Genomic DNA, 22187 nt, shown 5'->3' on the forward strand with positions numbered 1-22187 from the left:
TGCAGGGTTCCTTCGCGGCCCCTTACCCCAACAGCTTCAGCAACGCATGGGCGCCCTGCTCTGACGATGCCGGGTTCTGCCCCGTGATCAGCGTGCCATCGGTCAGCACATAGGGTGCCCAGTCAGGGCCTTTGGAATACACACCACCGTTGGCCTTGAGCATGTCTTCCACCAGGAACGGCACGATCTGGGTCAGCTGCACAGCGTCTTCTTCGGTGTTGGTGAAACCCGTGACCTTCTTGCCCTTCACCAGGGGCGACCCGTCGGGCGCCTTGGTGTGGCGCAACACGCCGGGTGCGTGGCACACCAGCGCCAGCGGCTTGCCGGCCGCAAAGGTCTTTTCGATGAGTGCGATGGACTGCGCGTCTTCGGCCAAGTCCCACAGGGGGCCATGGCCGCCGGGGTAGAACACGGCGTCAAAGTCCTCGGCCTTCACGCTGGACAGGGGCACGGTGCTGGCCAGCTGCTGCTTCGCTGAAGCATCGGCCTTGAAGCGGCGCGTGGCATCGGTCTGGGCGTTTTCGTCGTCGCTTTTGGGGTCCAGGGGCGGCTGGCCACCGTGAGGCGATGCGAGCGTGATCTGCACGCCTGCATCCTTGAACACGTAGTACGGTGCCGCAAACTCTTCCAGCCAGAAGCCCGTCTTTTTGCCGGTGTCGCCCAGTTGGTCGTGGGACGTCAGAACCATGAGGATGTGTGCCATGGAGGTCGCTTTCGTTGTGGGGATTGATCGGAAAAAGCAAACCACCACCGTACCAGCCATAGGGCCCGTTGTCCCGCGATGCAGGCAGGTTTGCGGCATTGGCTTACAGGACGGTACTACCGCGCTGTAAGCCCCCCAGCATCTCAGCGCAGCTGCCTGGCCAGGAACTCCGCCACCTCGTTCTCCAGCGTGGCATGGTAAGCCACGCGGTCAAAGCCTTCGGGGTTGGCGGCGGCGTCTCCCGCCTCGGACGCCAGCGGCCAGACAGACTGGGCCATGAAGGCGAAGTGGCCTGCACCCGGCACCGTACTGGCCTGTGCAGACGGCAAATTCGCTGCCACATAGCCGCCATGGTAGGGGCCCACAAGCACGGCATCGCGCTCGGCCACCATCAGCCGCACGGGCACGCTGATGGCCTTCAGGCTGTCTGGCGTGAACACCACCGCCATGGGCGCCATGGCCACCACGGCGCGGATGCGGGGGTCTGCCACCGAGACCAGCGGACCATCGAGCGCGGGGGCGCCGGCCTGCGTGGGTGCCGCAGTGGCGGCCGCAGGTGCCTCCTTGGAAGTCTGGGCGGTCTGGCCACGGGCGGGCAGCTTGCCCAGGCTGCAAAAGCCGGGGTCGTCCGACACGCTGCGGCAGTGCTGTGCCGCACGGGCCGGTTCGGCCTGCGCACCGGCCAGGGCCAGCACGGTGTAGCCACCTGCCGAATGCCCCACGGCACCAATGCGCCCGGTCGGAATGCGGGGGCCCCATTCGGGGCTGGCCAGCAGCGCGTCCAGCACGCGGCTCACCTGGCGGGGGCGCTCGCTGAAGTAGCGGCCCGAGGTAATCATCGACCGGTCTTCCCAGTTGTCGCCCGGGTGGCGCAACGCCGCCACCAGATAGCCGTCGGCCGCCAGGCGCGTGGCCAGGTTGTGGTGGCCCAGTTCATGGCCACCCGTGCCGTGCGAGATGAGGATCAGGCCCTTGAGGGGCGCGGTTGCCACCGGGGCGCCCGGCGTGACCACGGGCCGCCACGGGCCTATGGGCAGGGTGCGCGCCACGGCGGGGGTGGGGTAGAACAGCGCCACGGTCACGGGCTCTGCGCCCGGTACCACCAGGGTGCGCAAGCCGGCGTACTGGGCCGATGCCGGCGTGGCCCAGGCCAGCAGTGCCACAAAAGCCGCCAGCAGCGGGGTACGGGCGTTGCGCCACGCGGAGCGGAGGGCCAGGATGAGGATGAGGGTCACGGTGCGCCTTTCGTCAGATGCCACCCAGAGAGGTGGCTTGACGGCACTGTAGGTGGCACAACCGGCGGGCTCCAGCGCCCTGCGACGAAACGCTGCTGCGCGGCGCGAAATGCAGCGCAGGCGGGGCGAGCAGGAGAGAGGACCATAGGCCCGCCCTCCCCGCCCACCACCATTTACAGCGCAGCTTCGAGGATGCGGCGGCTCACAGCAGGGGTAATCTCGCGCTGTTCGCCCAGCGTCACCATGCCGTGCGCTTCCAGCTGCGCCACCACGGTGTTCACCACCTCGCTGCCCAGGCCGTAGCCCGACAGGCGCGTGGCGATGCCCATGCTCTCAAAGAAATCGCGCGTGCGCTCGATGGCGGCGGTGATGCGTTCGTCCTCGCTGCCGGTGGTGATGCCCCATACGCGCTCGCCGTACTGCAGCAGCTTGGCGCGCTTGGCCACCCGGCGCTCATTCAGCAGCGCGGGCAGCACGATGGCCAGGGTGCGCGCGTGGTCGATGCCGTGCAGCGCCGTCAGCTCGTGGCCGATCATGTGCGTGGCCCAGTCCTGCGGTACGCCAGCGCCGATCAGGCCGTTGAGCGCCATGGTGGCGGCCCACATGAGGTTGGCACGGTCGTCGTACACCGGCTCGGGGGCGGTCAGCAGGCGCGGGCCGATCTCGATCAGCGTCTGCAGGATGCCTTCGGCAAACCGGTCCTGCACGGGTGCGTTGACGGGGTAGGTCAGGTACTGCTCGACCGTGTGCACAAACGCATCCACCACGCCATTGGCCAGTTGCTGGGGTGGCAGGGTGTAGGTCTTGGTGGGGTCGAGCACCGAGAACACCGGGTAGGTGTGCACGCTGCCAAACGACAGCTTGGCGCCCTTGGCGCGGTGGGTGATGACGCCGCCGTTGTTCATCTCCGAGCCCGTGGCGGGCAGCGTGAGCACGGAACCAAACGGCATGGCGCCCTTGACGTTGCGGCCGTGCTTTTCGAGGATGGCCCAGGGGTCATCACCTTCAAAGCGGACAGCGGCCGCGATGAACTTGGTGGCGTCGATCACCGAACCGCCACCCACGGCGAGCAGAAAGTCAAACCCGCCTTCGCGGATCTGCGCAACGGCCTTCATGGAGGTCTCAAAGCTGGGGTTGGGCTCGATACCGCTGAAGGTGGCGTGCTGGCGCTCGCCCAGCGCGGCGCGCACCTCGGCCAGCGTACCGGTCTTTTCGGCGCTGGCGCCACCCACGAGGATCAGCACCTTGGCGGCAGCGGGCACGAGCTTGGCCAGGTCGGCAATGCGGCCCTGGCCGAAGGCGATGTGGGTGGGGTTGTGGAAGTCGAAGTTCAGCATGGGGGTCTTTCTGGGCGAGGCCGGCGCATGCGCCGTTGGGGGTCGCATTGTGCGGCGCACCCGCGCCCGGGCGGCGTCGCGTGGGCGATAGCCCTGCGGCCGCCGCGCTCATCCCGGGCTCGTCAGCGAAAACCGGCAATCTGGTGCACGGTGTCCGCCAGCCGCTGGGGTTGCGAGAAATACGCAGAATGGCTCGCCTCGATGGACGACACCGTGGCGCAGGGCGAGGCCGCGATCATCTTGCGCTGCAGCTCGATAGTCACGGCCCGGTCCTGCGTCAGCTCGATGTAGTGCCGGGACACGCTGCCATAACGCGGCACCGTCAGCGCAAGCCGGGTGAGTGCGGGCAACGAGGGCTCGGGCGTGAGCAGCGCCTGGGCCAGCGCCACGTCGGCGTCCGAGCAATCGGCGTACAGCGCGGGGCGGTAGGCCTCGGGCGCCAGGTGGTCGGTCAAGGTGCTGCGGCTGACATGGATGTGGCGCGCCACCAGCGAGGCCTTGTCCTGGAGGAAGAAGTCCGTCACCCGCTCGCCATGGCGCAGCATGTAGGCGGCCAGGTAGGTCACACCCACCAGCTTGTGGTGCCGCAACTCGGCCACTGTGGACGCCACAATGCCGCCCCGGCTGTGCGCCACGATGAGCGCCGGGCCATCCAGCGCATCGAGCACCCGGCACACATGCGCCGCCATGGCCGAGAGCGTGGTGCGCCCCCGCGCCACCCGCCAATGGCGACCGTGAGCGGGCAGGTCAGGCACATGCACCTGGTGCCCCCGGGCCTGCAGCAGCGGGACCACTTTGTGCCAGCACCAGGCGCCGTGCCAGCTGCCGTGCAAAAGAACGATATTCATGAAGATGCCTTTGGGTCTTGGGGAGAAATGCCGGGCGCCAGTTGCGCCGCCAGCCGGGCGAGCGATGGCTTGGCGCCCCACTCCGACCGGAGCGTAAAACCGCTCCGCCCCAGGCACTCGCTGAATCCGGACCACCGATTGGCGGCCGGCGGCCCCCCCTCTCCACCCTCGCCCGCGACACGCAAAGATCAGGAGGCGACCTCTTGCTACTGCAGCGCCTGCAGCCGCGTGGCCATGAAGTCACGCAGCGCACGCACCAGCGGCGTGAGCTGCCTGCGGCTGGGGGCCACCAGAAACAGCGGGACCGCCTCCGTGGTCCAGTCGGTGCACAGTGGCACCAGACGACCGGCAGCCAGATCGTGCGCCACGTCAAAGTACGACTTGTAGGCAATGCCGCGCCCCAGCACGGCCCAGCGGCGCACGGCATCGCCGTCATTGGCCACGTTGTGGCTGCGCACACGAACCTGCGCCTCCTGGCCCGCCGCATCCCAGAACCGCCAGCGGTCGTGCACGTCCTCGCCCAGCATGAAGCACAGGCAGTCATGGTCCACCAGCGCATGCGGGGTGGGGGGCGCGCCGTGGGCCGCCAGGTAGGCCGGGGCCGCACACAGCACGCGCCGGTGCTCGGCCGCCAGCGGCAGCGCCACCAGGCCCGAATCCTGGGGCTTGCCATAGCGAAAGGCGGCGTCCACCGGCTCGCTGTACACATTCGCCATGCGGTCCGATAGTTGCAAACGCACGGTGATGCCGGGGTGCTGGGTCTGGAACGCATCCAGCCAGGGCAGCAGCACATTGCGCCCCAGGTCCGACGGCGCCGCCAGCTGCAGCGTGCCGCTCAGCGCACCCGCCCGGCCGCTGGCCAGTTGCCCCTGCACCTGCTGCAGCGCAGCCAGCGCGGGGCGGCAGTGCTCCAGAAACAGCGTGCCCTCGGGCGTGAGCCGCAGGCTGCGCGTGGAGCGCACGAACAGCAGCACGCCCAGCTCGGCCTCCAGCCGCTTGAGCGCCGCGCTGGCCGCTGCCGGGGTCAGGTCCAGCGCCCTGGCCGTAGCAGACAGGCTGCCGCTGTCCACGGTACGCACAAAGATGTCCAGGTCTTGAAGGCTTTTCATGGCGATTTCAGGTGTTGTCGGCTTTATTTTCAAATATTGATTGAATATTCATTCAACTATCCACCCATTTAAAAACAAACCCGCAAGACCAATCATCGAGGCATCTCATTTTTAGAGCCAGGACCACCCCATGAAAGCCATCGGCTACCAAACCGCCCACCCGATCGACCACCCCGAGTCGCTGCTCGACATCACCCAAGCCGACCCCGTGGCCACCGGCCGCGACCTGCTGGTGGAGGTGCATGCCGTCTCGGTGAACCCCGTGGACACCAAGGTGCGCAAAAGCAGCTCGCGCAGCGGCGACGGCCCCGACTACAAGGTGCTGGGCTGGGACGCCAGCGGCATCGTGCGCGCCGTGGGGCCAGAGGTGACGCTGTTCCAGCCCGGCGACCGCGTCTGGTACGCAGGCTCCATCGCGCGCGCCGGCACCAACAGCGAGCTGCATCTGGTGGACGAGCGCATCGTGGGCCACGCACCGAAGTCGCTGGACTTTGCCGAAGCCGCTGCGCTGCCGCTGACCACCATCACCGCGTGGGAGCTGCTGTTTGACCGCCTGGGCGTGACGCCAGGCAAGCAGCCCACCAACAAGACCCTGCTCATCATCGGCGCGAGCGGTGGTGTGGGCTCCATCCTCACGCAGCTGGCGGCTCGGCTCACCAGCCTCACGGTGATCGGCACCGCATCACGCCCCGAAACCCAGCAGTGGGTGCGCGACCTGGGCGCCCACCACGTCATCGACCACAGCCAGCCGCTCACGCAAGAACTGGCCCGCATCGGCCACCCCACGGTGGACATCATCGTGAGCCTCACGCAGACCGATGCGCACTTCGACCAGATCGTGGAGGCCATCGCGCCCCAAGGCCAGTTCGCGCTGATCGACGACCCCGTGTCGCTCGACGTGACGCAGTTCAAGCGCAAGTCGGTGTCGCTGCACTGGGAGCTGATGTTCACCCGCGCACTGTTCGGCACGGACGACATGATCGGCCAGAACCGCCTGCTGACCGAGGTGGCGCAGCTGGTGGACGCCGGGCTGATCCGCACCACGCTGGACCAGCGGTTGGGCAGCATCAATGCGGCGAATCTGAAACGCGCCCATGCGCTCATCGAGAGCGGCAAGGCGCGGGGCAAGCTGGTGCTGGAGGGGTGGACCTGAAGAGCGCCAGTCCGATGAGTCAGAGGCATGGGCGGGGCGGCCTTTGAGGCTGCGGTGAGTTCTGTATCCAGATGAAAAATACTGTGTTTAATATCAGTATTTCAGATATAAAACCGCACACAACAACCCTAGGAGTCCCTCCCATGCTGGACCACATGACCTTCCGTGTCACCGACATCGCCCGCACCAAGGCGTTCTACACCGCTGCCCTCGCGCCTTTGGGCTACAACCTGTGTTTTGAAGGCAACTACGGCTCCAACATGCTGGGCTATGCCTACCCGGCTCCGTCCGAGCCCGACGGCAAGAAGGCGGATGTGTGGTTCATCGATGGCCCCTCGCCCTACGGCGGCCCGCCCGCGACCACGGGCTGTCACCTGGCGTGGCGGGCCACCACGCGGGCCCAGGTCGATGCCTTCTACCGCGCCGCCATGGAAGCCGGGGGCAAAGACAACGGAGCCCCGGGCCTGCGGCCCGACTACCACGAGAACTACTACGGCGCGTTTGTCATCGACCCGGAAGGCAACAACATCGAAGCGGTGTGCCACCTGCCGGAGTAAGAAACACCGCAGCCCCCCCGCAGAGGGCGCGTCGCCAAGCGAGTGCACCCGTGGAACTGGCTTTGCCAGGCCACCGGGTGCGTCCCCCTTGGGGGGAAGCGGCGCAGCCGCTCAGGGGGGTCAGTCGAGTTTCACGCCTGCCGCCTTGATGATCTCGCCCCAGCGCTTGGACTCGGAGCGTGCCATGGCGCGGAACTGCTCGGGCGTGCCGGGCAGGGCTTCCATGCCGAAGTCGTTCATGCGCTTGACCACGGCGGGGTTGAGCAGGGCCTTGTTCAGGTCGCCGTTGAGGCGCGCCGTGATCGCAGCGGGCAGACCGGCGGGCGCCAGGATGCCCTGGAACGCAAACACCTCGGTGTTGGGCACACCGGCTTCGGCCAGGGTGGGCACGTCCGGCAGCGCGGCCACGCGCTTGGCCGAGCCGATGGCCAAGGCACGCACCTTGCCCGAGGTGATCACGGGCAAGCCGGCGGCGAGGTCCAGGAACATGCACGGCACCTGCCCACCCATCACGTCCTGCAGCGCGGGCGCGGCGCCGCGGTAGGGGATGTGGGTGAGGAAGGTCTTGGTGCGGTTCTTGAACATCTCCATCGCCAGGTGGTGTGGCGAGCCGTTGCCGGGCGATGCGTAGTTGAGCTTGCCGGGATTGGCACGCGCGTAGTCCAGAAACTCCTTCACCGTCTTGGCTTCGAACGATGGATGCACCACCAGCGCCAGCGGGAAGCGGCTGATGCCGCCCACGTAGGTGAAGTCTTTTTCGGGGTTGAACGGCAGCTTGGTGAACAGGTGTTCGTTGTAGGCCAGGATGGCGTTGTCGGCCGACATGAAGGTGTAGCCGTCGGGTTTGGCCGTGGCCACGGCCTGGCCGCCGATGTTGGTGGAGGCGCCTGGGCGGTTGTCCACGATGATCTGCTGTCCCAGCGTCTGGCGCATGGCTTCGGCCACGGTGCGGGCCAGCACGTCGGTGCCGCCGCCTGCGGGGTAGGGCACCACCCAGCGCAGGGGCTGGTCGGGCCAAGCTGCTTGCTGGGCCAGGGCCCAAGGGGCGGCGGTGGTGGCGCCTGCGGCGGCCAGGGCGGACAAGAGGGTTCTACGCTGCATGGGGTTGTCTCCTATATGAAACTATTAAATTAATAGCTGCTAACGCTTATCCAATAAGCGCTAGAGCCTGTTTTTCCTTGTATTTCTGACTGCACATGCGCGCGTCGCTTGAAACCGGCGCGCGCTAAGGCCAGCACCACCGTGGAACTGGCTTTGCCAGGCCACGGGTGGCGTCCCCCTGAGGGGGAAGACGCCGAAGGCGGCTCAGGGGGCTGCGATGCTCTGGTCAATGGCGCCAAAGATGCTCGCGCCGTCCTTGCCCTTGATTTCGATGCGGATGGTGTCGCCGAACTTCATGAATTCGGTGCTGGGCTTGCCGTCCTGGATGGTCTCGATGCAGCGCTTTTCGGCGATGCAGCTGTAGCCCTTGGGCCATTCGGTGCGGCCGTTGGCGTCGGTCACGCCCTTGTTGCTCACGGTGCCGCTGCCGATGATGGAGCCCGCGCGCAGGTTGCGCGTCTTGGCCACGTGGGCGATCAGCTGGCCGAAGTGGAAGGTCATCTCGGGGCCCGCGTCGCACATGCCGACCTTGCGGCCGTTCCAGGTGGACTGCACGGTGAGGTTCACGCGGCCATGGTCCCAGGCGTCGCCCAGCTCGTCCAGCGTGACGGCCACAGGGCCGAAGGCGGTGGCGGGCTTGCTCTGGAAGAAACCAAAGCCCTTGGCCAGCTCGGCAGGGATCAGGTTGCGCAGGCTCACGTCGTTGGCAATCATCACCAGGCGGATGCCGTCCAGCGCCTGGTCGGCGTTGGTGCCCATCTTCACGTCGCCGGTGATGACGGCGATCTCGGCCTCGAAGTCGATGCCCATGGCTTCGCTGGGCACCACGACGTCGTCGCAGGGGCCGATGAAGTCGTCGCTGCCGCCCTGGTACATCAGGGGGTCGGTGTAGAAGCTTTCGGGTACTTCGGAGTTGCGCGCTTTTCGCACCAGTTCAACGTGGTTGATGTAGGCCGAGCCATCCGCCCACTGGTAGGCGCGGGGCAGCGGGGCCATGCACTGCTTGGGGTCAAAGGGGAAGGCGTGGCGTGCGCGGCCGCTGTTGAGCTGGTCGTACAGGTCCTGCAGCTGGGGCGAGATGAAGCCCCAGTCGTCCAGCGCCTGCTGCAGCTTGCTGGCAATGCCGGTCGCATAATGGGCCGTGCCCAGGTCGCGGGAGACGACAACCAGTTGGCCGTCGCGCGAGCCGTCTTTGTAGGTAGCGAGTTTCATGGTGGCAGGACCTTTGTCTCAAGGGGTTGAAAGTCTTCACCCAACACGAATTACGCTTGGGTAAATTGATTTAACTAAACAAAACTCGCAAATTTTAGTGCACATGGACAAAGAACGTGCAGGAATTCAATCGGTCGAGGTGGGTTTTGCCCTGCTGGAGGGGCTGACCCGCTCGCGCGGGCCGCTCATGCTCAAGGATGTGGCGGCCTCGGCGGGCATGAGCGCGGCTAAGGCGCACCGGTATCTGGTGAGCTTTCAGCGCCTGGGCCTGGTCACACAAGACCCGCGCAACGCCCGCTACGACCTGGGCCCCGCCGCCCTCAAGCTGGGGCTGGCGTCGCTGGCCCGGCTCGATGCCGTGCGCCTGGCGCGCGAGCGCATGCCGGAGCTCATGGAAGCCATCGGTCACACGCTGGCGCTGGCCGTGTGGGGCAACCACGGCCCGACCATCGTGCACTGGGAGGAGTCGCCCCAGGCTGTCACTGCCAACCTGCGCCTGGGTGACGTGATGCCGCTGTTGTCGTCGGCCACCGGCCGCTGCTTTGCGGCGCACATGGCGCCTGATGTGGTGGCGCCGCTGCTCAAGGAGGAGCTGGCCCGCGCCGTGAAGATGCGCCGCACCGACCTGCCCTCGACCATGACCGAGGTCAATACCCTGCTCGCCGAGGTACGCGAACGCGGTGCCGCGCGGGTGGTAGATACCTTGCTGCCCGGCATCGTGGCGTTCTGCGCACCCGTGTTTGACGCGGACGGCCACCTGGAGTTGGGCATCACCACGCTGGGCTCGATTGCCACCTTCGACCCCGAGTGGGGCGGCGCCATCGACGCGCCGCTGCGCGCGGCTGCGGCCCAGCTCTCCAGTGATCTGGGCGCGGGCAGCGCCTGACGGCCCCGGCACGCAGGTAGATGCCACGGCGCGCGCTGTTTCTCATCACAGTCCTGGTGCTGGCCCTGCACTGGCTGGTGCTGAGCGGCGTGCCGCTGGCTTGGGACAGCCCCCGGTCGCCTGTCGGCAAAGTGTTCAGCACGCGCAGCATTGCGGCCCCCCCGCCACCCGCTGCCGCTGTGGCAGCTGTGGCAGCCGTTGCCCCCATTGCGGCGAAACCTGCGGTCGCGCCCAAGCCGCCCGCGCGCCCCAAACCACAGGCACGGGCAACACCCCAGCCCCCGGCCGCCCTGGCGCCACCCCCTGCATCCCCCTCCACCGAGGCCACGGCCCCCAGCACCGAGGCGGGTGCAGACGTCGCGCTGGCCGCCCCCGCCGAAGCTGTCTCGACCGTTGTGGAGGAAACGCTCCCCACAACGGCAGCCTCCCCTGCATCGGCACCAGCCCAGGCATCATCAGCGCGTCTCCCCTCTGAAGCCACAACAGGCGTGGACATCGCCCCGCCCGGGGCTGGCACGGACCACACGCCCAACACGGCACCACCGCCTGTGCGCCTGCCCCCGCCTACACGGCTGGCGTTTGACGTGAGTGGGCAGGCCAAGAAATTTGCCTACAGCGCCCGCGCCGAGCTGCTGTGGCAGCACGATGGCAGCCGCTACGAGGCGCGGCAGGAGATCAGCGCGTTTTTGGTTGGCACCCGGGCGCAGCGCAGTGTGGGTGCGATCACGGCCCAGGGGCTGCTGCCGGAGCGGTTCTCGGACCGGTCGCGCAGCGAGCAGGCAGCGCACTTCGACTACACCAAGAGCCGGGTCACCTTCAGCGCCAACACGCCGGACGCCACCGTGGGCCCGGGGGTGCAGGACCGGCTGAGTGTGTTCATCCAACTCGGTGCCCTGCTCGCCGCCGATCCTGCCCGGTTTGTGACCGGCACCCAGATCACGCTCACCACGGTGAGCGCGCGCAGCGCCGACCGCTGGACCTTCACCATCGAGGGTGCAGAAACACTGGACCTGCCCGCAGGCGCCACGCCCACCCTCAAGTTGCAGCGCCTGCCCCGCAAGGACTACGACCAGAAGGCCGAACTGTGGGTGGCCCCCGCACTGGGTTATCTGCCAGTACGCATCAAGCTGACCCAAGCCAACGGCGACTTCGCCGACCTGCAATTGAGCCGCAGCGGCCCGCCTTGATGGTCTGGAGGGGTCTTGTTAAAAAGTGTTGCGCAGGAGCGCCATCCCACCAAAATAGACCCGCGAAACCGGAAGCACCGGGTTTTCATGAAATACTGCATCGGCAAGGGAACAAAAGCCACGGGCTTTGCCTGTGCCACTTGAACTCTGCGCACCCGCTGTCATCTGACATCTATATCGACAAGGGGAACACGATGCACATGCTCTACGACTCAGAATCCTTCGTGGTGGTCCACATGCTGCCCGACGCCGTGGAGAAAAAGAGCGCCCAGGTGCTCAACGACACCGCCCCCGCCGTTCCCCAGCTCGCGCGCCACGGCTTTGAAATCGTGGACAAGCGCTCCGGCAAAGAGGTGTACCTGGACGGCTCCTGGGCCGAGATGTTCCAGGAGCAGATCCTGGCCTGGCAGCGCGACACCCCCACACAGGAAGAAGTGGAAGACGCGCTGGACCGCTATGCGGGCCTGGCACAGAACCCGGTCGTGGTGCACTGACCGCATCCTCCACAGCAGCCATCCCTGGATGGCCCGGGAGGCCCAGATCGGTTTCCTCTATTATCGGCAGACTGGGGCAGCGCCCCCAGTTGTCACACCTCAATCACCTCGGGCGGCAGCCCCTGCAGGTGCCGTTCATGCATCGCCAGATAGGCAGCCTCGATATCACGCGCAAACTGGTGGGTGTTGAACAAGGGGGACTGGGCTTTTTCCGCTTGGAGTTTGTCGCGCAGCGCCTTCAGGCGCGCAGGGTCCTGGGCGAGCGAAATCGCCAGGGCTTCATATTCGGCGGCGCTGTGGGTCACAAGCTCCGGCAGGCCCACAGCATGTAGCAGGCTGGCCGCCACTCGCGCCGCAAACGATTCTCCCAGCCGCGTGAGCACCGGCAGACCCGCCCACAAGGCATCGCTGGCCGTGGTGTGAGCGTTGTAGGGCAAGGTATCCAGGAACAGGTCGGCCAGCCGGTGGCGCGCCAGATGTTCGCTCAGAGGCAGTCGCTGTGCAAACACCAGCCTCTCGGCCGCCACGCCGCGCGCCTGCGCCTCGCGCCGCAGGCTGTCCTCCACAGCAGGGTTGTCTGCCAGAAGCCACAGAACGCTGTCAGGCACCCCTTGCAGAATGCGCATCCAGCTGTCGAATACCTGCGGGAGGATCTTCTGGTTGTTGTTGAAACAGCAGAACACGCTCCCCGTGGCAGGCAGCCGCGCCTCTTCCCTGGTAAACATCCGGTCACTGATCGCGCGCTGCGAGTCGTTGACCTGGTAGCTGTGCGGCAGGTAGACGAGTTTTTCGGTGAAATGGCGCCGCGCGTCGGGGGGCACAACCACCTTGTCGGCAATCACGTAGTCCATATAGTCTGCCCCGGTCGTCCCCGGGTAGCCCAGATAACCGGCCTGGATGGGGGCGCAGCGGTGGGCAAAAATGCCAAAGCGGCAGCCCGTGGTGAAACCCATCAGGTCAATGGCGATGTCGATGCCCAGCTCCCGCGACAAGCGGGCAATATCGATCTCGCTGCGCTCGCGCACGTCGATGAAATGGTCGAAACCTGCAACCAGACGCGCGCGCATAGCATCCGTCGCGGGAGGTCCGAACGAAAACGCAAACCACTCGAAGCGTTCACGGTCATGGACTTCGAAAAGCTGCGCTATCAGATACGAAGTGGCGTGGCCGTGGAAATCCGCAGAGTAGTAACCGACCCGGATCTTGCCTGCGCCAGCACGCGCAAGGATGGGCCCCAGGACGGTGGATTCAGGAAAATCCTGCTGTACGGAAGCTTGTGCCGCCTGCTTGTGCAACTCGGGCGAGTCGAACAACGAAAGCGCGATGAAGGGTTTCACACCCAGCTCACCGGCCCGGATGCTCCGCTCACATTGCGCCATGTCGTCTGCCAAGTGCCCCCAATCGCCGGTCTTGAGCCTGCAGCTCGCAAGATACCCGAGCAGATACTTCGCATCTGGCTTGAGGCGATACACCTGCGTGTAGTCGGCCACGGCGTCCTGATGCCGGTTGAACCGGATGTTCAAATTGGCGCGGTTGTAGTACAGGTCTGGCCTTTCAGGCGCCAGCCGAATCGCCTGGTCGTAGACGGCAAGTGCTTCTGCATACCGCCCCGCCTCCAGCAACGAAAGGGCTAGGAACGCCAGGATCTCCACGTCGAGTGGGCTCAGTTGGGCAGCCTTCTGAAAAGCCCGTACCGCATTGGACAGTTGGAAAAGGCTGCGCTGCGCTATCCCCAGGTTCTTGTGGGCTTGGACCAGTTTGTCATTGCCCTGAATGGCGGCCTCGAAGTGCGCAATGGCCTGCGTCCACTGCTCCTTTTGCGCCAGGATCGCCCCCTTGCCGTTATGGGCTTCGGCGTGCTGAGGCCTCAGTGCAATAACGTGATCGAAACATTTCAGGGCCTCGTCCGAACGGCCGGCATCGGCGTGCAGCATGCCCATGTTCTGGCACGCGTCCACGTCCTGGCCGTCCAGGGCAAAGGCCTGTTCATAACATTTCAGCGCCTCGTCCAGCCGCTCCATCTGGCGAAGGGCATTACCCTTGTTGTTATGGGCGGCAGCCAGTCTGGGCTGAAGGGCGATGGCCCGGTCGTAGCTTGCGATGGCGTCTTCGGGCCGCGACAACTCCTTGAGCGTGATCCCCCGGTTGACGTAGGCTTCTGCGAAATCTGGGCGCAGGCTGGTGGCTCGCTCAAAATGCGCCAGTGCTTCGTCATGGCGCTTCAATGCGCTCAAAGCCAGCCCACGATTGATGTGGGGCGCAGCATCGTCCGGAGCCAGCTTGATGGCCTGGCCGATCAGGTCCACCGCAATTTGCAAGTGACCCGCCTGGTACGCCAAAACGCCTTGCATGTGCAGGGCGCCAACGTTTTTGGGGTCATTCTTCAAAATGGTGTTGTAGAGCTGGTTGGCCTGCGCAATGGCGCCCTCCCGGTGTGCTCGCATGGCCTGGTCCAACCACGCAGCCAGTTGGGCTTTTGTCACTTGGGGAGGGCGTATTCCGAAGTTGTAGTGAATGCTCATGATCCAGGGTGTGCAGCGGATAGAAACGCGGAACGGCCGTCACCAGGACAACCCTCCAGCGCCAATAAAAGGGAGATTGTGACGCGAGCGCCCCCTCGGTCAGATCGCCGCTGCCGGATAGATGCGCCGGTACAGCGGGCCTACCAGCATCAGCACCGCCATCAACCGGCATACCTGAAACGCTGTGACCACGGGCACGCCCAATTGCAGCACCTTGGCGGTAATCGCCATCTCCGTGATCCCGCCCGGCGAAGTACCCAGCAGCAAGGTGACCCAGGGCAACCCCGTGGCCCAGGCCAGCAGGCCCGCGAACAGCGCGCACGCACCCATCAACACCAGCGTACCGGCGGCTACGGATACAAGCCAGCGGGGAGCCGTGCGCAGGAAATCAGCCCGAAAGCGCACTCCGAGACTCACACCGATCACCAGTTGCGCTGCGTTCACCATGGCCGCCGGCACGGCGGACAGGCTGATGCCCGCCATCGTGAGCACCATGGACACGAGCATGGCGCCCATAAACCAGGGGTTGGCACGGCCCAGCCGGTCCATCACCAGGGCACCAGCACCCGTCAGCAGCGCCATCAGCGCCAAGCCGGGCCAGTCCACCGCCCGCACGGTGGGCGGCAGAATGTCCAGGCCATGCAGACCGCTCCACTGCAAGGCAAAGGGAATCGTCACGGTGACGATCAGCAAGCGCAGGCTGTGGCTCGCTGCAACCAAGTCGGTGCGTGCGTTCTCGCGCTCGGACAGCAAGGTCATCTCGGACGCAGCACCAATTGCACCGGCGAAGTAACTGGTGGCGCGCAGCATGGGTGCAGGCACACCGTGCATGCGCGGTGCATGCAGCCTGTACAGCCAGGCACCAAACAGCCAGCCGAGAAAAAGCGCCCACACGATGCCCAGCACGATGGCCCACCACAGCCCGCTGATCAGCGCCGCCACCTGGGGTGTGAAATAAAGGCCCAGCGCTGCGCCAATGGTCCACTGCCCGGCATTGCGCAGTGGCCCCCAGCTCTGCGTAGGGCCGCCAGCGATCGACACGACGGAAGTCGCCAGCAACGGCCCGATCATCCAGGGCAAGGGCGTGTGCAGAGCCACGCAGCCGACTGCGGCGGCAAGGGCCAGAACAAGCGTTGCAAGAACGCGAAAGAAAGAATTCACAGGCATGGTGAAAGTGAGACGGCATCAGTCGATGACCAGTACACCCTGCAGCCACCATACCGACACTTTCGACCTGGCGACCAGTCCAAATGGGAAAGGGAGACAACGTGAAAAGCCGCATCCCTTTGCCTTTCAGGTTCAGGGGGCACCAGCGCCCCTGAAGTAAGCAATGGTCTGGCGCAATCCAGCATCAAGATCGATACGGGGCTCCCAGCCGCCCAGCAGTTGGTGCGCCAGCGTGATGTCGGGCTGCCGCTGCCGGGGGTCATCTCTCGGCAGGGTGTGGTGGGTGATCCGGGCGGCGGCCCCCGTGTGAGCAAGGACCTTCTGGGCGAGTTCCAGGATAGTGAATTCCCCAGGATTCCCCAAGTTGACAGGCCCCGCCACTTCATGAGGCGTTGCCATCATGCGCACCAGTGCTTCCACCATGTCGTCCACGTAGCAGAAGCTGCGGGTCTGGTCACCTGAGCCGTATACGGTCAGGTCTGCGCCGCGCAACGCCTGCACGATGAAGTTGGAGACCACCCTGCCATCGTCAGGGCGCATGCGGGGGCCATAGGTATTGAACAGCCGCACCACCTTCGTGCGCACGCCATGCTGGCGCCGGTAATCGAAAAACAGGGTCTCCGCACAGCGCTTTCCCTCGTCATAGCAGGCCCGCACGCCAATGGGATTGACGTTGCCCCAGTAGGACTCCGGCTGTGGGTGCACGCTGGGGTCGCCATACACCTCGCTGGTGGAAGCCTGAAGAATGACGGCCCTGCACTGGCGGGCCAGCTCCAGCAGGTTCAGAGCCCCCATCACGCTGGTACGCAGGGTCCGCACGGGGTCGGCCTGGTAGTGCACGGGCGATGCGGGGCAGGCGAGGTTGTAGATTTCGTCCACCTCAGCGGCCAGCGGCTGGGTGACATCGTGCCGAAGCCAACGAAAACGCGGCGAAGCCTGGAGGTGGGCAATGTTCTTTTCGGAGCCCGTGGAAAAGTCATCCACGCACAGCACCCCATGACCATCTTGCAACAAACGCTCGCACAAATGAGAGCCGAGGAAGCCCGCGCCCCCGGTCACCAGGATTGACTTAGCCTTCTTCATGGTGTGGTGGCCCCAGGTGCATCCACCGCATTCCGCCCCACCGTCAGATAGTCGAACCCCAAAGCACGCATGGACCGAGGCTCGTAGAGGTTGCGCCCATCCACGACCAGCGGCTGCCGCAGGACTGCCCGCAGGGCATCGAAGTCGGGACTGCGAAACACCTGCCATTCGGTCACGATCAACAATGCGTCGGCATCGCGCGCCGCATCCATAGGACTTTGGGCATAACGGATACGCTCCAACAGGTCGGGCCGATCCTGCAAATCGTCTTGCAGGCATCGGCGAGCCTCCTGCATGGCCACCGGGTCAAACACCTGCAGCACCGCACCACGCTCCAGCAGTTCGCGCACCAGCACCCTGCTGGGAGCCTCGCGCATGTCGTCGGTATTGGGTTTGAAGGCCAGCCCCCACAACGCAAACCGTTGGCCCGAAAAATCCGGGCCGAGCCGCTGCACCAGCCTATCCACCAGCTGCCGCTTCTGTCCTTCATTGACCTGCGCCACCGCCGCCAACAACCGCAGCGGGAGCCCGACGTCATCGCCCATGCGCTGCAACGCTGTCACGTCCTTGGGAAAACAACTGCCACCGTAACCAACGCCGGGATAAAGAAAGCTGTCACCAATGCGCGGATCAGCGCCAATACCCACCCGCACAGGTTCGATATCCACCCCCAGACGATCTGCCAGATTGGCCATTTCATTCATGAAACTGATGCGCGTGGCGAGCATGGCGTTGGCGGCGTACTTTGTGAACTCTGCGCTGCGGCGGTCCATGCAGATAACGCGATCATGGCCATGCCCGAACGGGCGGTACAACGCACGCATGAGATCACCAGCGCGCTGCTCTTCAGGCGACTCACCCAATCCAACGATGATCCGGTCAGGCCGCATGAAGTCGTTGATCGCACTGCCCTCTTTGAGGAACTCCGGGTTCGAGACCACCGCAAAGCCAGGTGCTGGATGGGCACCGGGCCAGCGCTGGGCAAGCACAGTAGCGACGGCCTTGTGCACCGCTTCGCCCGCGCCCACAGGCACGGTAGATTTGTTGACGATCACCTTGAAGCTGGTCATGTGGGTCGCGATGGCTCCCGCCACCTCGAACACATGACTCAGGTCCGCACTGCCATCGTCCGCAGAGGGCGTGCCCACCGCGATGAACTGCACGTCACCGTGGGCAACACCGCGCGCCATGTCGGTGGAAAACGCCAGCCTGCCGGCGCGGACATTGCCGACGATCAACTCCTGCAGCCCTGGCTCGTAGATTGGAACCTCTGCGCGCTGCAGTGTGGCAATTTTCTCGGCATCCGTGTCGATGCACAGGACATCATTGCCCAGCTCCGCAAGGCATACGCCGGTAACGAGCCCCACATAACCGGTTCCGAACAAGGTGAGATTCATGGAGGGGGCAAAAAAACTGAAAAATACAAGACATGGGGCTCGCGCCCACGCGAAGGGCGCCGTGAAGTTTCACACCTCAATCACATCGGGAGGCAGCCCCTGGTGCGCGCGTTCGACCATTGTGGTGTATGCCGACTCGATATGCCGCGCAAAGAGCCGGGCATTGAACAAGGGCGACTGGGGCCCCTGTTCCTCCAGCTTGTCCCGAATGCTCCTGAGTTGCACCACATCGCGGGCAAGCTCTATGGCTCGGGCCTCAAATGCAGACTGCGTCTGGGTGACAAGCTCGGGCAACCCCACGGCATGCAACAGGCTCGCCGCCACTCGGCTCGCAAACGATTGTCCTGAACACGTCAGAACCGGCAGCCCTACCCACAAGGCATCGCTCGCGGTGGTGTGCGCGTTGTAGGGCAGCGTATCAAGGAAGAGGTCGGCCATCCGCTGGCGGGCGAGATGCTGGTCCATGGGCACGCGGCTGGCAAACACGAGGCGGTCTGCAGAAATCCCCCGGGCCTGCGCCTCTCGGCGCAGATTCCGCGCCGCAATCGGGTTGTCTTCCAGCAGCCACAAGACGCTGCCTTCAACGGTATGGAGGATGCGCATCCAGCCGTCAAACGTGGGTGGGAGGATCTTGAAGTTGTTGTTGAAGCAGCAAAACACAAAACCAGTGGCGGGCAAACCCAGTTCGTCGCGGGAAAATGTCCGGTCAGCTACTTTCCGCTGGGAGTCGTTGACCTGGTAGCTGTGCGGCAGATAGACCACTTTTTCAGTGAAGTCGGCCTGGGCATGGGGAGGAATCACCACCTTGTCGGCGATCACATAGTCCATGTAACCGGCGCCGATGGTGCCAGGGTACGCCAGGTAGCTGACCTGAACGGGTGCACACCGGTAGGAAAAACATCTCAAACGCGTCGCTTGCGTAAAGCCCATCAGATCCACAGCAATGTCGATACCAAGCTCTCGCGAAAGCTGCGCAATATCTAGATCGGTACGCTCACGCACATCCAGAAAATGGTCAAAGGCCACCACCAGTCGCTCGCGCATGCTGTCGTGCACCTGGGGACTGACCGAAAACGCGAACAATTCAAATCGCTCGCGGTCATGCACTTCAATCAGCTCTGCAATCAAGTACGCCGAGGGGTGATTGCGAAAATCTGCAGAGTAGTAACCGATGCGAATCTTATCGCCCCTCGCACGAACAGGAATCGCGCCCAACGCTGCAGAGCCAGGCATATCGCGTTCTACAAGACGGCTTGCAATCTCTTTGTGGAGGGCAGGCTGGTCGAACACGGACAGGGCAGAGAATGGCTCAAGGACAGGCTGCCTAGCCCGGATGTCCTGTTGGAGCTGAAGCAGTTCTTCCTCCAGGTTTTGCCAAATACAGCCATGGACCTTGGCGGTAACGATCTCGCTTTGCAGCATCGCCAAAGGAGCGGGCAGCCGCTGGGCCAGATAGAACTGCTGCAAAGCCTCGTCGTACCGCTTCATTTCCCGCAAAAGCCGACCCATGAGGAATCTGGACTCCCCCTGCTGGGGCCGAAGCTCGATCGCGCGGCTCACGTCCGCCAGTGCGCTTTCCAGATTTCTCAGTTGCAGTTGCGCCTCGCCACGGTTGTTGTACGCCTCGGCGGACTGCGGGTTAATCTCCAGCGCCCGGCTGAAGGCAGCAACCGCTTCTGCATACCGGCCCAGCCTCAGCAAAGCCGTGCCTCGGTTGTTGTGCGGCTCCGGTATCTCGGGTGCGCGCTCGATCACCTGGTCCATGCACTCCAGGGTTTCATCAAACTGCTTCATCTGCAGGTGAATGCAGCCCAGATTGAAACGCGCCTGCACATTCGCAGGATCTATCGCCAGCACCTTGCGGTAGCTTTCCATGGCCTCCGGCAACCGATCCAAGGTTTGCAGGACCGTTCCCCGGTTGTAATGTGCGAGCCCCAACCCAGGCGAGAGTGCAATGGCCTGATCGAACGAAGCCAGCGCGTCCTGATTGCGCTGCAGGCGTAGCAGCGCGTTGCCACGATTGAAGTAGGGGTCAACGTAGTCGGGCTTGAGAGCGATGGCTCGGTCGTAGGCGCGAATAGCGTCTGCGGGCCGGTTGGCCATCATCCATTCATTGCCCCGGGTGTTGCACGCCGTCGCATCATCGGGGAGGGGCGACTCCACAGATCTAACGCCCGCAACCAAGCCCGTTCCATAGTTGATTCCGAATTTAAAACTGGGCTGGCTGGCTGGTATGGCACCAGGCTTGAAGGACTGCCCGAAATGGGGTTTCTTTGTGTCGGTCAAGGTGCTTCCCGATACAGATGAGAGATTGACATCCCGCCATGGTAAACACCTGCGCGGCACCGAACCGCCATCAAGCGCCAGCCGGGGGGCTCCAGGGACAACAGCCAAGTCCACCGCAAAGCAAACCGCCATGGAAAGCGGGTACTGTGGCCTCCTCTTTCTGGGCGCGCAGAGCGCACTGACGGAGCTTTTCAGCGCTCAGGCGCGCCCCGCCGGTGTGCCATTTCTTGTCCCATCCTGCCCAGCACAGCGGGCTCCAAAAGATGCAGCGCCGCCGGGTAGGCCTGGCGCTCCTCGTGGTGGATATGGCTCGCATAGCGCGCCGCAAATCGATCAAAAAGCGCCTCTGCCGATTCCGAGAAGCCTTCGATTTCCCCGTGCGCCAGCGCTTGTAGCGGAACTCGCGCCGCCGCCCAGTCAGCCACCATGTCGACATGGTCCTGTTGCAGCCGCTGCACCAGAGTCCTCATCTCCGGTGCAGCCTGGGCCAGCAACAGCGGGAAGACATGGAGCTCCTCATCCTCATGGTGCAATGGCGCAGCGACATCAAAGTAGCGCAACACATCGCGCGCGGCCTGGCGCGCGCTCTCATCGGCACCTTGCTGGCGGACATGTTCACGCAGGCGGTCCAGCAGTGTCAGCGTGCGCTGCACGCGCTCGTGGCAGGCCTCCAGCATGGCGAAGGGCTCTTCGAACCCGACTGCAGGTGCGCTGAAGCCAGGAATGTGGCGAGCAGGTGCAGAAGTGGACGCCATCCTCGCCTCACCCAAAGCGCACGGGCTGGCCCTGGCGGTCGAAGGGGATGTAGGCACCATGCGCACCGCCCTTGATCGCATCCACCATGCGCTGCAAAGGCGCCTCGGCATCGGCGCTGGTGGGCGCCTTGTTCAGGGTGCCCGACATGGCGGCTGCGAACACCATGGCCCAGTCGTGGCCAGGGGCCGTGAACTGGCTGGCCTCACCGACCAGCGCGTCGAACGAAGGCAGCTCCTGTGGCGTCTTGTCCACGCACATCAGTGGCACCAGCGCGCCGCCCTGCCCGGCTTCAAACCGGGCCCGCTGCGCGGGGGTGGCATCGTCGGGCAATTCAACGGCAACAAACACGAACAGGAGCCGCTGGGGTTCAGGCTGCATGCGTGCCGCCTCAAGTAGATCGTCGAAGCTGGAAATGTTCATAAAAAATTTCGATGAATTAAAAATGCTGCGAGGGAGGCTCGGTCTTCTCAGAAGCCTGGCACCACGCCCTTTTGCGGGTCTAGCGTGCTCACATAGCTGTCTGCTACAGGTCGAGCACGCGCCGCCTTGCGCGATTGCACGGTGCCAATGCTGACAAAACACAGCGCCTGCTCCCAGGCATCCAGCTGGAACAAGCCGCGCAATACGGGGGACTTGAGGGCCTTGCCGCTGGTGAGGGCCGATCCGAAGCCCTGTGCAGTGGCCATGAGCAACATGTTCTGCACCGCGCAGCCAGCGGACACCAAGCGCTCTGACAGGTCGATGGCGGGGTCGCCGCACTGGCTATCTACCACCACCAGCATGAGTACCGGGGCACGGTAGGCCTTTTCGCGGGCCTGCTCGGCCTGCTCGGGCGTAGCGGCAGGATCTCGTTCGCACAGAGCCTGCGCAAACACGTCGGCCAACGCCGGCCGCGCGGCGGCGGGCACCAGCACAAAACGCCAGGGCGTCAATTGGCCGTGGTCCGGCGCGTGGGCCGCAGCGCTGAGAATCTGGGCCAGCTCCCCCGCGCTGGGTCCGGGAGCAGCCAGGCGTTTAGGCAGGATGGTCTGGCGCGAGTGGATCAGCGCGGCAGCCATGGCGGCGGTATCGTCTGGCGGGAGCGCAGCAGTTGGCACCTGCCGGGGGGCATGGTGCAGAGGCCAGGGAATGACAGCCATCACAGGTCCTTGAAA

Annotated in this window: 20 protein-coding genes; 5 read left to right on the top strand and 15 right to left on the bottom strand. The window is 64.8% G+C overall.

Translation table 11 applies throughout. The features are described from left to right. Positions 1–22 precede the first annotated feature (22 nt). The 5 genes from C8C93_RS17615 to C8C93_RS17635 form a co-directional block, all read right to left on the bottom strand. A complete protein-coding gene (locus C8C93_RS17615) occupies positions 23–703 on the bottom strand; it encodes a type 1 glutamine amidotransferase domain-containing protein (protein ID WP_121507762.1) in 681 nt (226 codons plus the stop codon). 143 nt (positions 704–846) lie between these two features. Continuing rightward, positions 847–1938, bottom strand: a complete 1092-nt coding sequence (locus C8C93_RS17620) for an alpha/beta fold hydrolase (protein ID WP_233559479.1) — start codon at positions 1936–1938, stop codon at positions 847–849. A gap of 173 nt (positions 1939–2111) precedes the next feature. Continuing rightward, positions 2112–3275: an iron-containing alcohol dehydrogenase gene (locus C8C93_RS17625; protein WP_121507764.1), complete on the bottom strand. Its 1164-nt coding sequence runs from the start codon at positions 3273–3275 to the stop codon at positions 2112–2114. A 122-nt stretch (positions 3276–3397) separates the two neighbouring features. Beyond that, positions 3398–4123: an alpha/beta fold hydrolase gene (locus C8C93_RS17630; protein ID WP_121507765.1), complete on the bottom strand. Its 726-nt coding sequence runs from the start codon at positions 4121–4123 to the stop codon at positions 3398–3400. 206 nt (positions 4124–4329) lie between these two features. Next, a complete protein-coding gene (locus C8C93_RS17635; RefSeq protein WP_199727045.1) occupies positions 4330–5232 on the bottom strand; it encodes a LysR family transcriptional regulator in 903 nt (300 codons plus the stop codon). A 130-nt stretch (positions 5233–5362) separates the two neighbouring features. Between C8C93_RS17635 and C8C93_RS17640 the strand changes: the two genes are divergently transcribed. Continuing rightward, positions 5363–6385, top strand: coding sequence for a zinc-binding alcohol dehydrogenase family protein (locus C8C93_RS17640; protein ID WP_121507766.1), 1023 nt, complete (start codon positions 5363–5365; stop codon positions 6383–6385). Positions 6386–6528: 143 nt separating this feature from the next. Next, positions 6529–6942, top strand: a complete 414-nt coding sequence (locus tag C8C93_RS17645; protein WP_121507767.1) for a VOC family protein — start codon at positions 6529–6531, stop codon at positions 6940–6942. 120 nt (positions 6943–7062) lie between these two features. Here C8C93_RS17645 and C8C93_RS17650 read toward each other — a convergent pair whose 3' ends face one another. Together C8C93_RS17650 and C8C93_RS17655 are read right to left on the bottom strand one after the other, a co-directional pair. Further along, positions 7063–8043 (bottom strand): tripartite tricarboxylate transporter substrate binding protein, encoded by a 981-nt coding sequence (locus C8C93_RS17650; RefSeq protein ID WP_121507768.1) that lies wholly within the window; start codon positions 8041–8043, stop codon positions 7063–7065. 204 nt (positions 8044–8247) lie between these two features. After that, complete coding sequence (locus C8C93_RS17655; RefSeq protein WP_121507769.1) at positions 8248–9255, bottom strand: fumarylacetoacetate hydrolase family protein; 1008 nt, start codon at positions 9253–9255, stop codon at positions 8248–8250. A 103-nt stretch (positions 9256–9358) separates the two neighbouring features. Here C8C93_RS17655 and C8C93_RS17660 point away from each other — a divergent pair, with 103 nt between their 5' ends. The 3 genes from C8C93_RS17660 to C8C93_RS17670 all read left to right on the top strand — a co-directional run bounded on the left by C8C93_RS17660 (position 9359) and on the right by C8C93_RS17670 (position 11822). Further along, positions 9359–10141 (top strand): IclR family transcriptional regulator, encoded by a 783-nt coding sequence (locus C8C93_RS17660; protein ID WP_055396937.1) that lies wholly within the window; start codon positions 9359–9361, stop codon positions 10139–10141. 20 nt (positions 10142–10161) lie between these two features. Further along, positions 10162–11328, top strand: a complete 1167-nt coding sequence (locus C8C93_RS17665; RefSeq protein ID WP_121507770.1) for a DUF3108 domain-containing protein — start codon at positions 10162–10164, stop codon at positions 11326–11328. Between the two features lie 194 nt (positions 11329–11522). Then, a complete protein-coding gene (locus tag C8C93_RS17670; RefSeq protein ID WP_055392879.1) occupies positions 11523–11822 on the top strand; it encodes a DUF3567 domain-containing protein in 300 nt (99 codons plus the stop codon). A gap of 92 nt (positions 11823–11914) precedes the next feature. Here C8C93_RS17670 and C8C93_RS17675 read toward each other — a convergent pair whose 3' ends face one another. From C8C93_RS17675 to C8C93_RS17710, 8 genes are all read right to left on the bottom strand, one after another. Then, positions 11915–14344, bottom strand: a complete 2430-nt coding sequence (locus C8C93_RS17675) for a tetratricopeptide repeat protein (protein ID WP_121507771.1) — start codon at positions 14342–14344, stop codon at positions 11915–11917. A 99-nt stretch (positions 14345–14443) separates the two neighbouring features. After that, on the bottom strand, positions 14444–15511 hold the full coding sequence (locus C8C93_RS17680; RefSeq protein WP_121507772.1) for an AbrB family transcriptional regulator: 1068 nt from the start codon (positions 15509–15511) through the stop codon (positions 14444–14446). A 132-nt stretch (positions 15512–15643) separates the two neighbouring features. Then, on the bottom strand, positions 15644–16594 hold the full coding sequence (locus tag C8C93_RS17685; protein WP_121507773.1) for a UDP-glucuronic acid decarboxylase family protein: 951 nt from the start codon (positions 16592–16594) through the stop codon (positions 15644–15646). Then, positions 16591–17991, bottom strand: coding sequence for a UDP-glucose/GDP-mannose dehydrogenase family protein (locus C8C93_RS17690; protein ID WP_121507774.1), 1401 nt, complete (start codon positions 17989–17991; stop codon positions 16591–16593). The genes C8C93_RS17685 and C8C93_RS17690 overlap by 4 nt, the downstream gene beginning before the upstream one ends. A 69-nt stretch (positions 17992–18060) precedes the next feature. Further along, positions 18061–20277, bottom strand: a complete 2217-nt coding sequence (locus tag C8C93_RS17695; protein ID WP_121507775.1) for a glycosyltransferase family 41 protein — start codon at positions 20275–20277, stop codon at positions 18061–18063. 191 nt (positions 20278–20468) lie between these two features. Next, complete coding sequence (locus C8C93_RS17700; protein ID WP_233559481.1) at positions 20469–21032, bottom strand: hemerythrin domain-containing protein; 564 nt, start codon at positions 21030–21032, stop codon at positions 20469–20471. Positions 21033–21039: 7 nt separating this feature from the next. Beyond that, positions 21040–21453, bottom strand: a complete 414-nt coding sequence (locus tag C8C93_RS17705; protein WP_121507776.1) for a ribonucleotide reductase subunit alpha — start codon at positions 21451–21453, stop codon at positions 21040–21042. A 47-nt stretch (positions 21454–21500) separates the two neighbouring features. Continuing rightward, positions 21501–22172, bottom strand: a complete 672-nt coding sequence (locus C8C93_RS17710) for a nitroreductase (RefSeq protein WP_121507777.1) — start codon at positions 22170–22172, stop codon at positions 21501–21503. Between the last annotated feature and the right edge of the window lie 15 nt (positions 22173–22187).

Source organism: Acidovorax sp. 93 (assembly GCF_003633835.1).
Taxonomy (GTDB): domain Bacteria; phylum Pseudomonadota; class Gammaproteobacteria; order Burkholderiales; family Burkholderiaceae_C; genus Acidovorax; species Acidovorax facilis.

Coding starts and splice junctions, on each gene's coding strand:
- C8C93_RS17615 (WP_121507762.1), bottom strand. CDS start 703: ATGGCACACATCCTCATGGTTCTGACGTCCCACGACCAACTGGGCGAC.
- C8C93_RS17625 (WP_121507764.1), bottom strand. CDS start 3,275: ATGCTGAACTTCGACTTCCACAACCCCACCCACATCGCCTTCGGCCAG.
- C8C93_RS17630 (WP_121507765.1), bottom strand. CDS start 4,123: ATGAATATCGTTCTTTTGCACGGCAGCTGGCACGGCGCCTGGTGCTGG.
- C8C93_RS17635 (WP_199727045.1), bottom strand. CDS start 5,232: ATGAAAAGCCTTCAAGACCTGGACATCTTTGTGCGTACCGTGGACAGC.
- C8C93_RS17640 (WP_121507766.1), top strand. CDS start 5,363: ATGAAAGCCATCGGCTACCAAACCGCCCACCCGATCGACCACCCCGAG.
- C8C93_RS17645 (WP_121507767.1), top strand. CDS start 6,529: ATGCTGGACCACATGACCTTCCGTGTCACCGACATCGCCCGCACCAAG.
- C8C93_RS17650 (WP_121507768.1), bottom strand. CDS start 8,043: ATGCAGCGTAGAACCCTCTTGTCCGCCCTGGCCGCCGCAGGCGCCACC.
- C8C93_RS17655 (WP_121507769.1), bottom strand. CDS start 9,255: ATGAAACTCGCTACCTACAAAGACGGCTCGCGCGACGGCCAACTGGTT.
- C8C93_RS17660 (WP_055396937.1), top strand. CDS start 9,359: ATGGACAAAGAACGTGCAGGAATTCAATCGGTCGAGGTGGGTTTTGCC.
- C8C93_RS17665 (WP_121507770.1), top strand. CDS start 10,162: ATGCCACGGCGCGCGCTGTTTCTCATCACAGTCCTGGTGCTGGCCCTG.
- C8C93_RS17670 (WP_055392879.1), top strand. CDS start 11,523: ATGCACATGCTCTACGACTCAGAATCCTTCGTGGTGGTCCACATGCTG.
- C8C93_RS17675 (WP_121507771.1), bottom strand. CDS start 14,344: ATGAGCATTCACTACAACTTCGGAATACGCCCTCCCCAAGTGACAAAA.
- C8C93_RS17680 (WP_121507772.1), bottom strand. CDS start 15,511: ATGCCTGTGAATTCTTTCTTTCGCGTTCTTGCAACGCTTGTTCTGGCC.
- C8C93_RS17685 (WP_121507773.1), bottom strand. CDS start 16,594: ATGAAGAAGGCTAAGTCAATCCTGGTGACCGGGGGCGCGGGCTTCCTC.
- C8C93_RS17690 (WP_121507774.1), bottom strand. CDS start 17,991: ATGAATCTCACCTTGTTCGGAACCGGTTATGTGGGGCTCGTTACCGGC.
- C8C93_RS17700 (WP_233559481.1), bottom strand. CDS start 21,032: ATGGCGTCCACTTCTGCACCTGCTCGCCACATTCCTGGCTTCAGCGCA.
- C8C93_RS17705 (WP_121507776.1), bottom strand. CDS start 21,453: ATGAACATTTCCAGCTTCGACGATCTACTTGAGGCGGCACGCATGCAG.
- C8C93_RS17710 (WP_121507777.1), bottom strand. CDS start 22,172: ATGGCTGTCATTCCCTGGCCTCTGCACCATGCCCCCCGGCAGGTGCCA.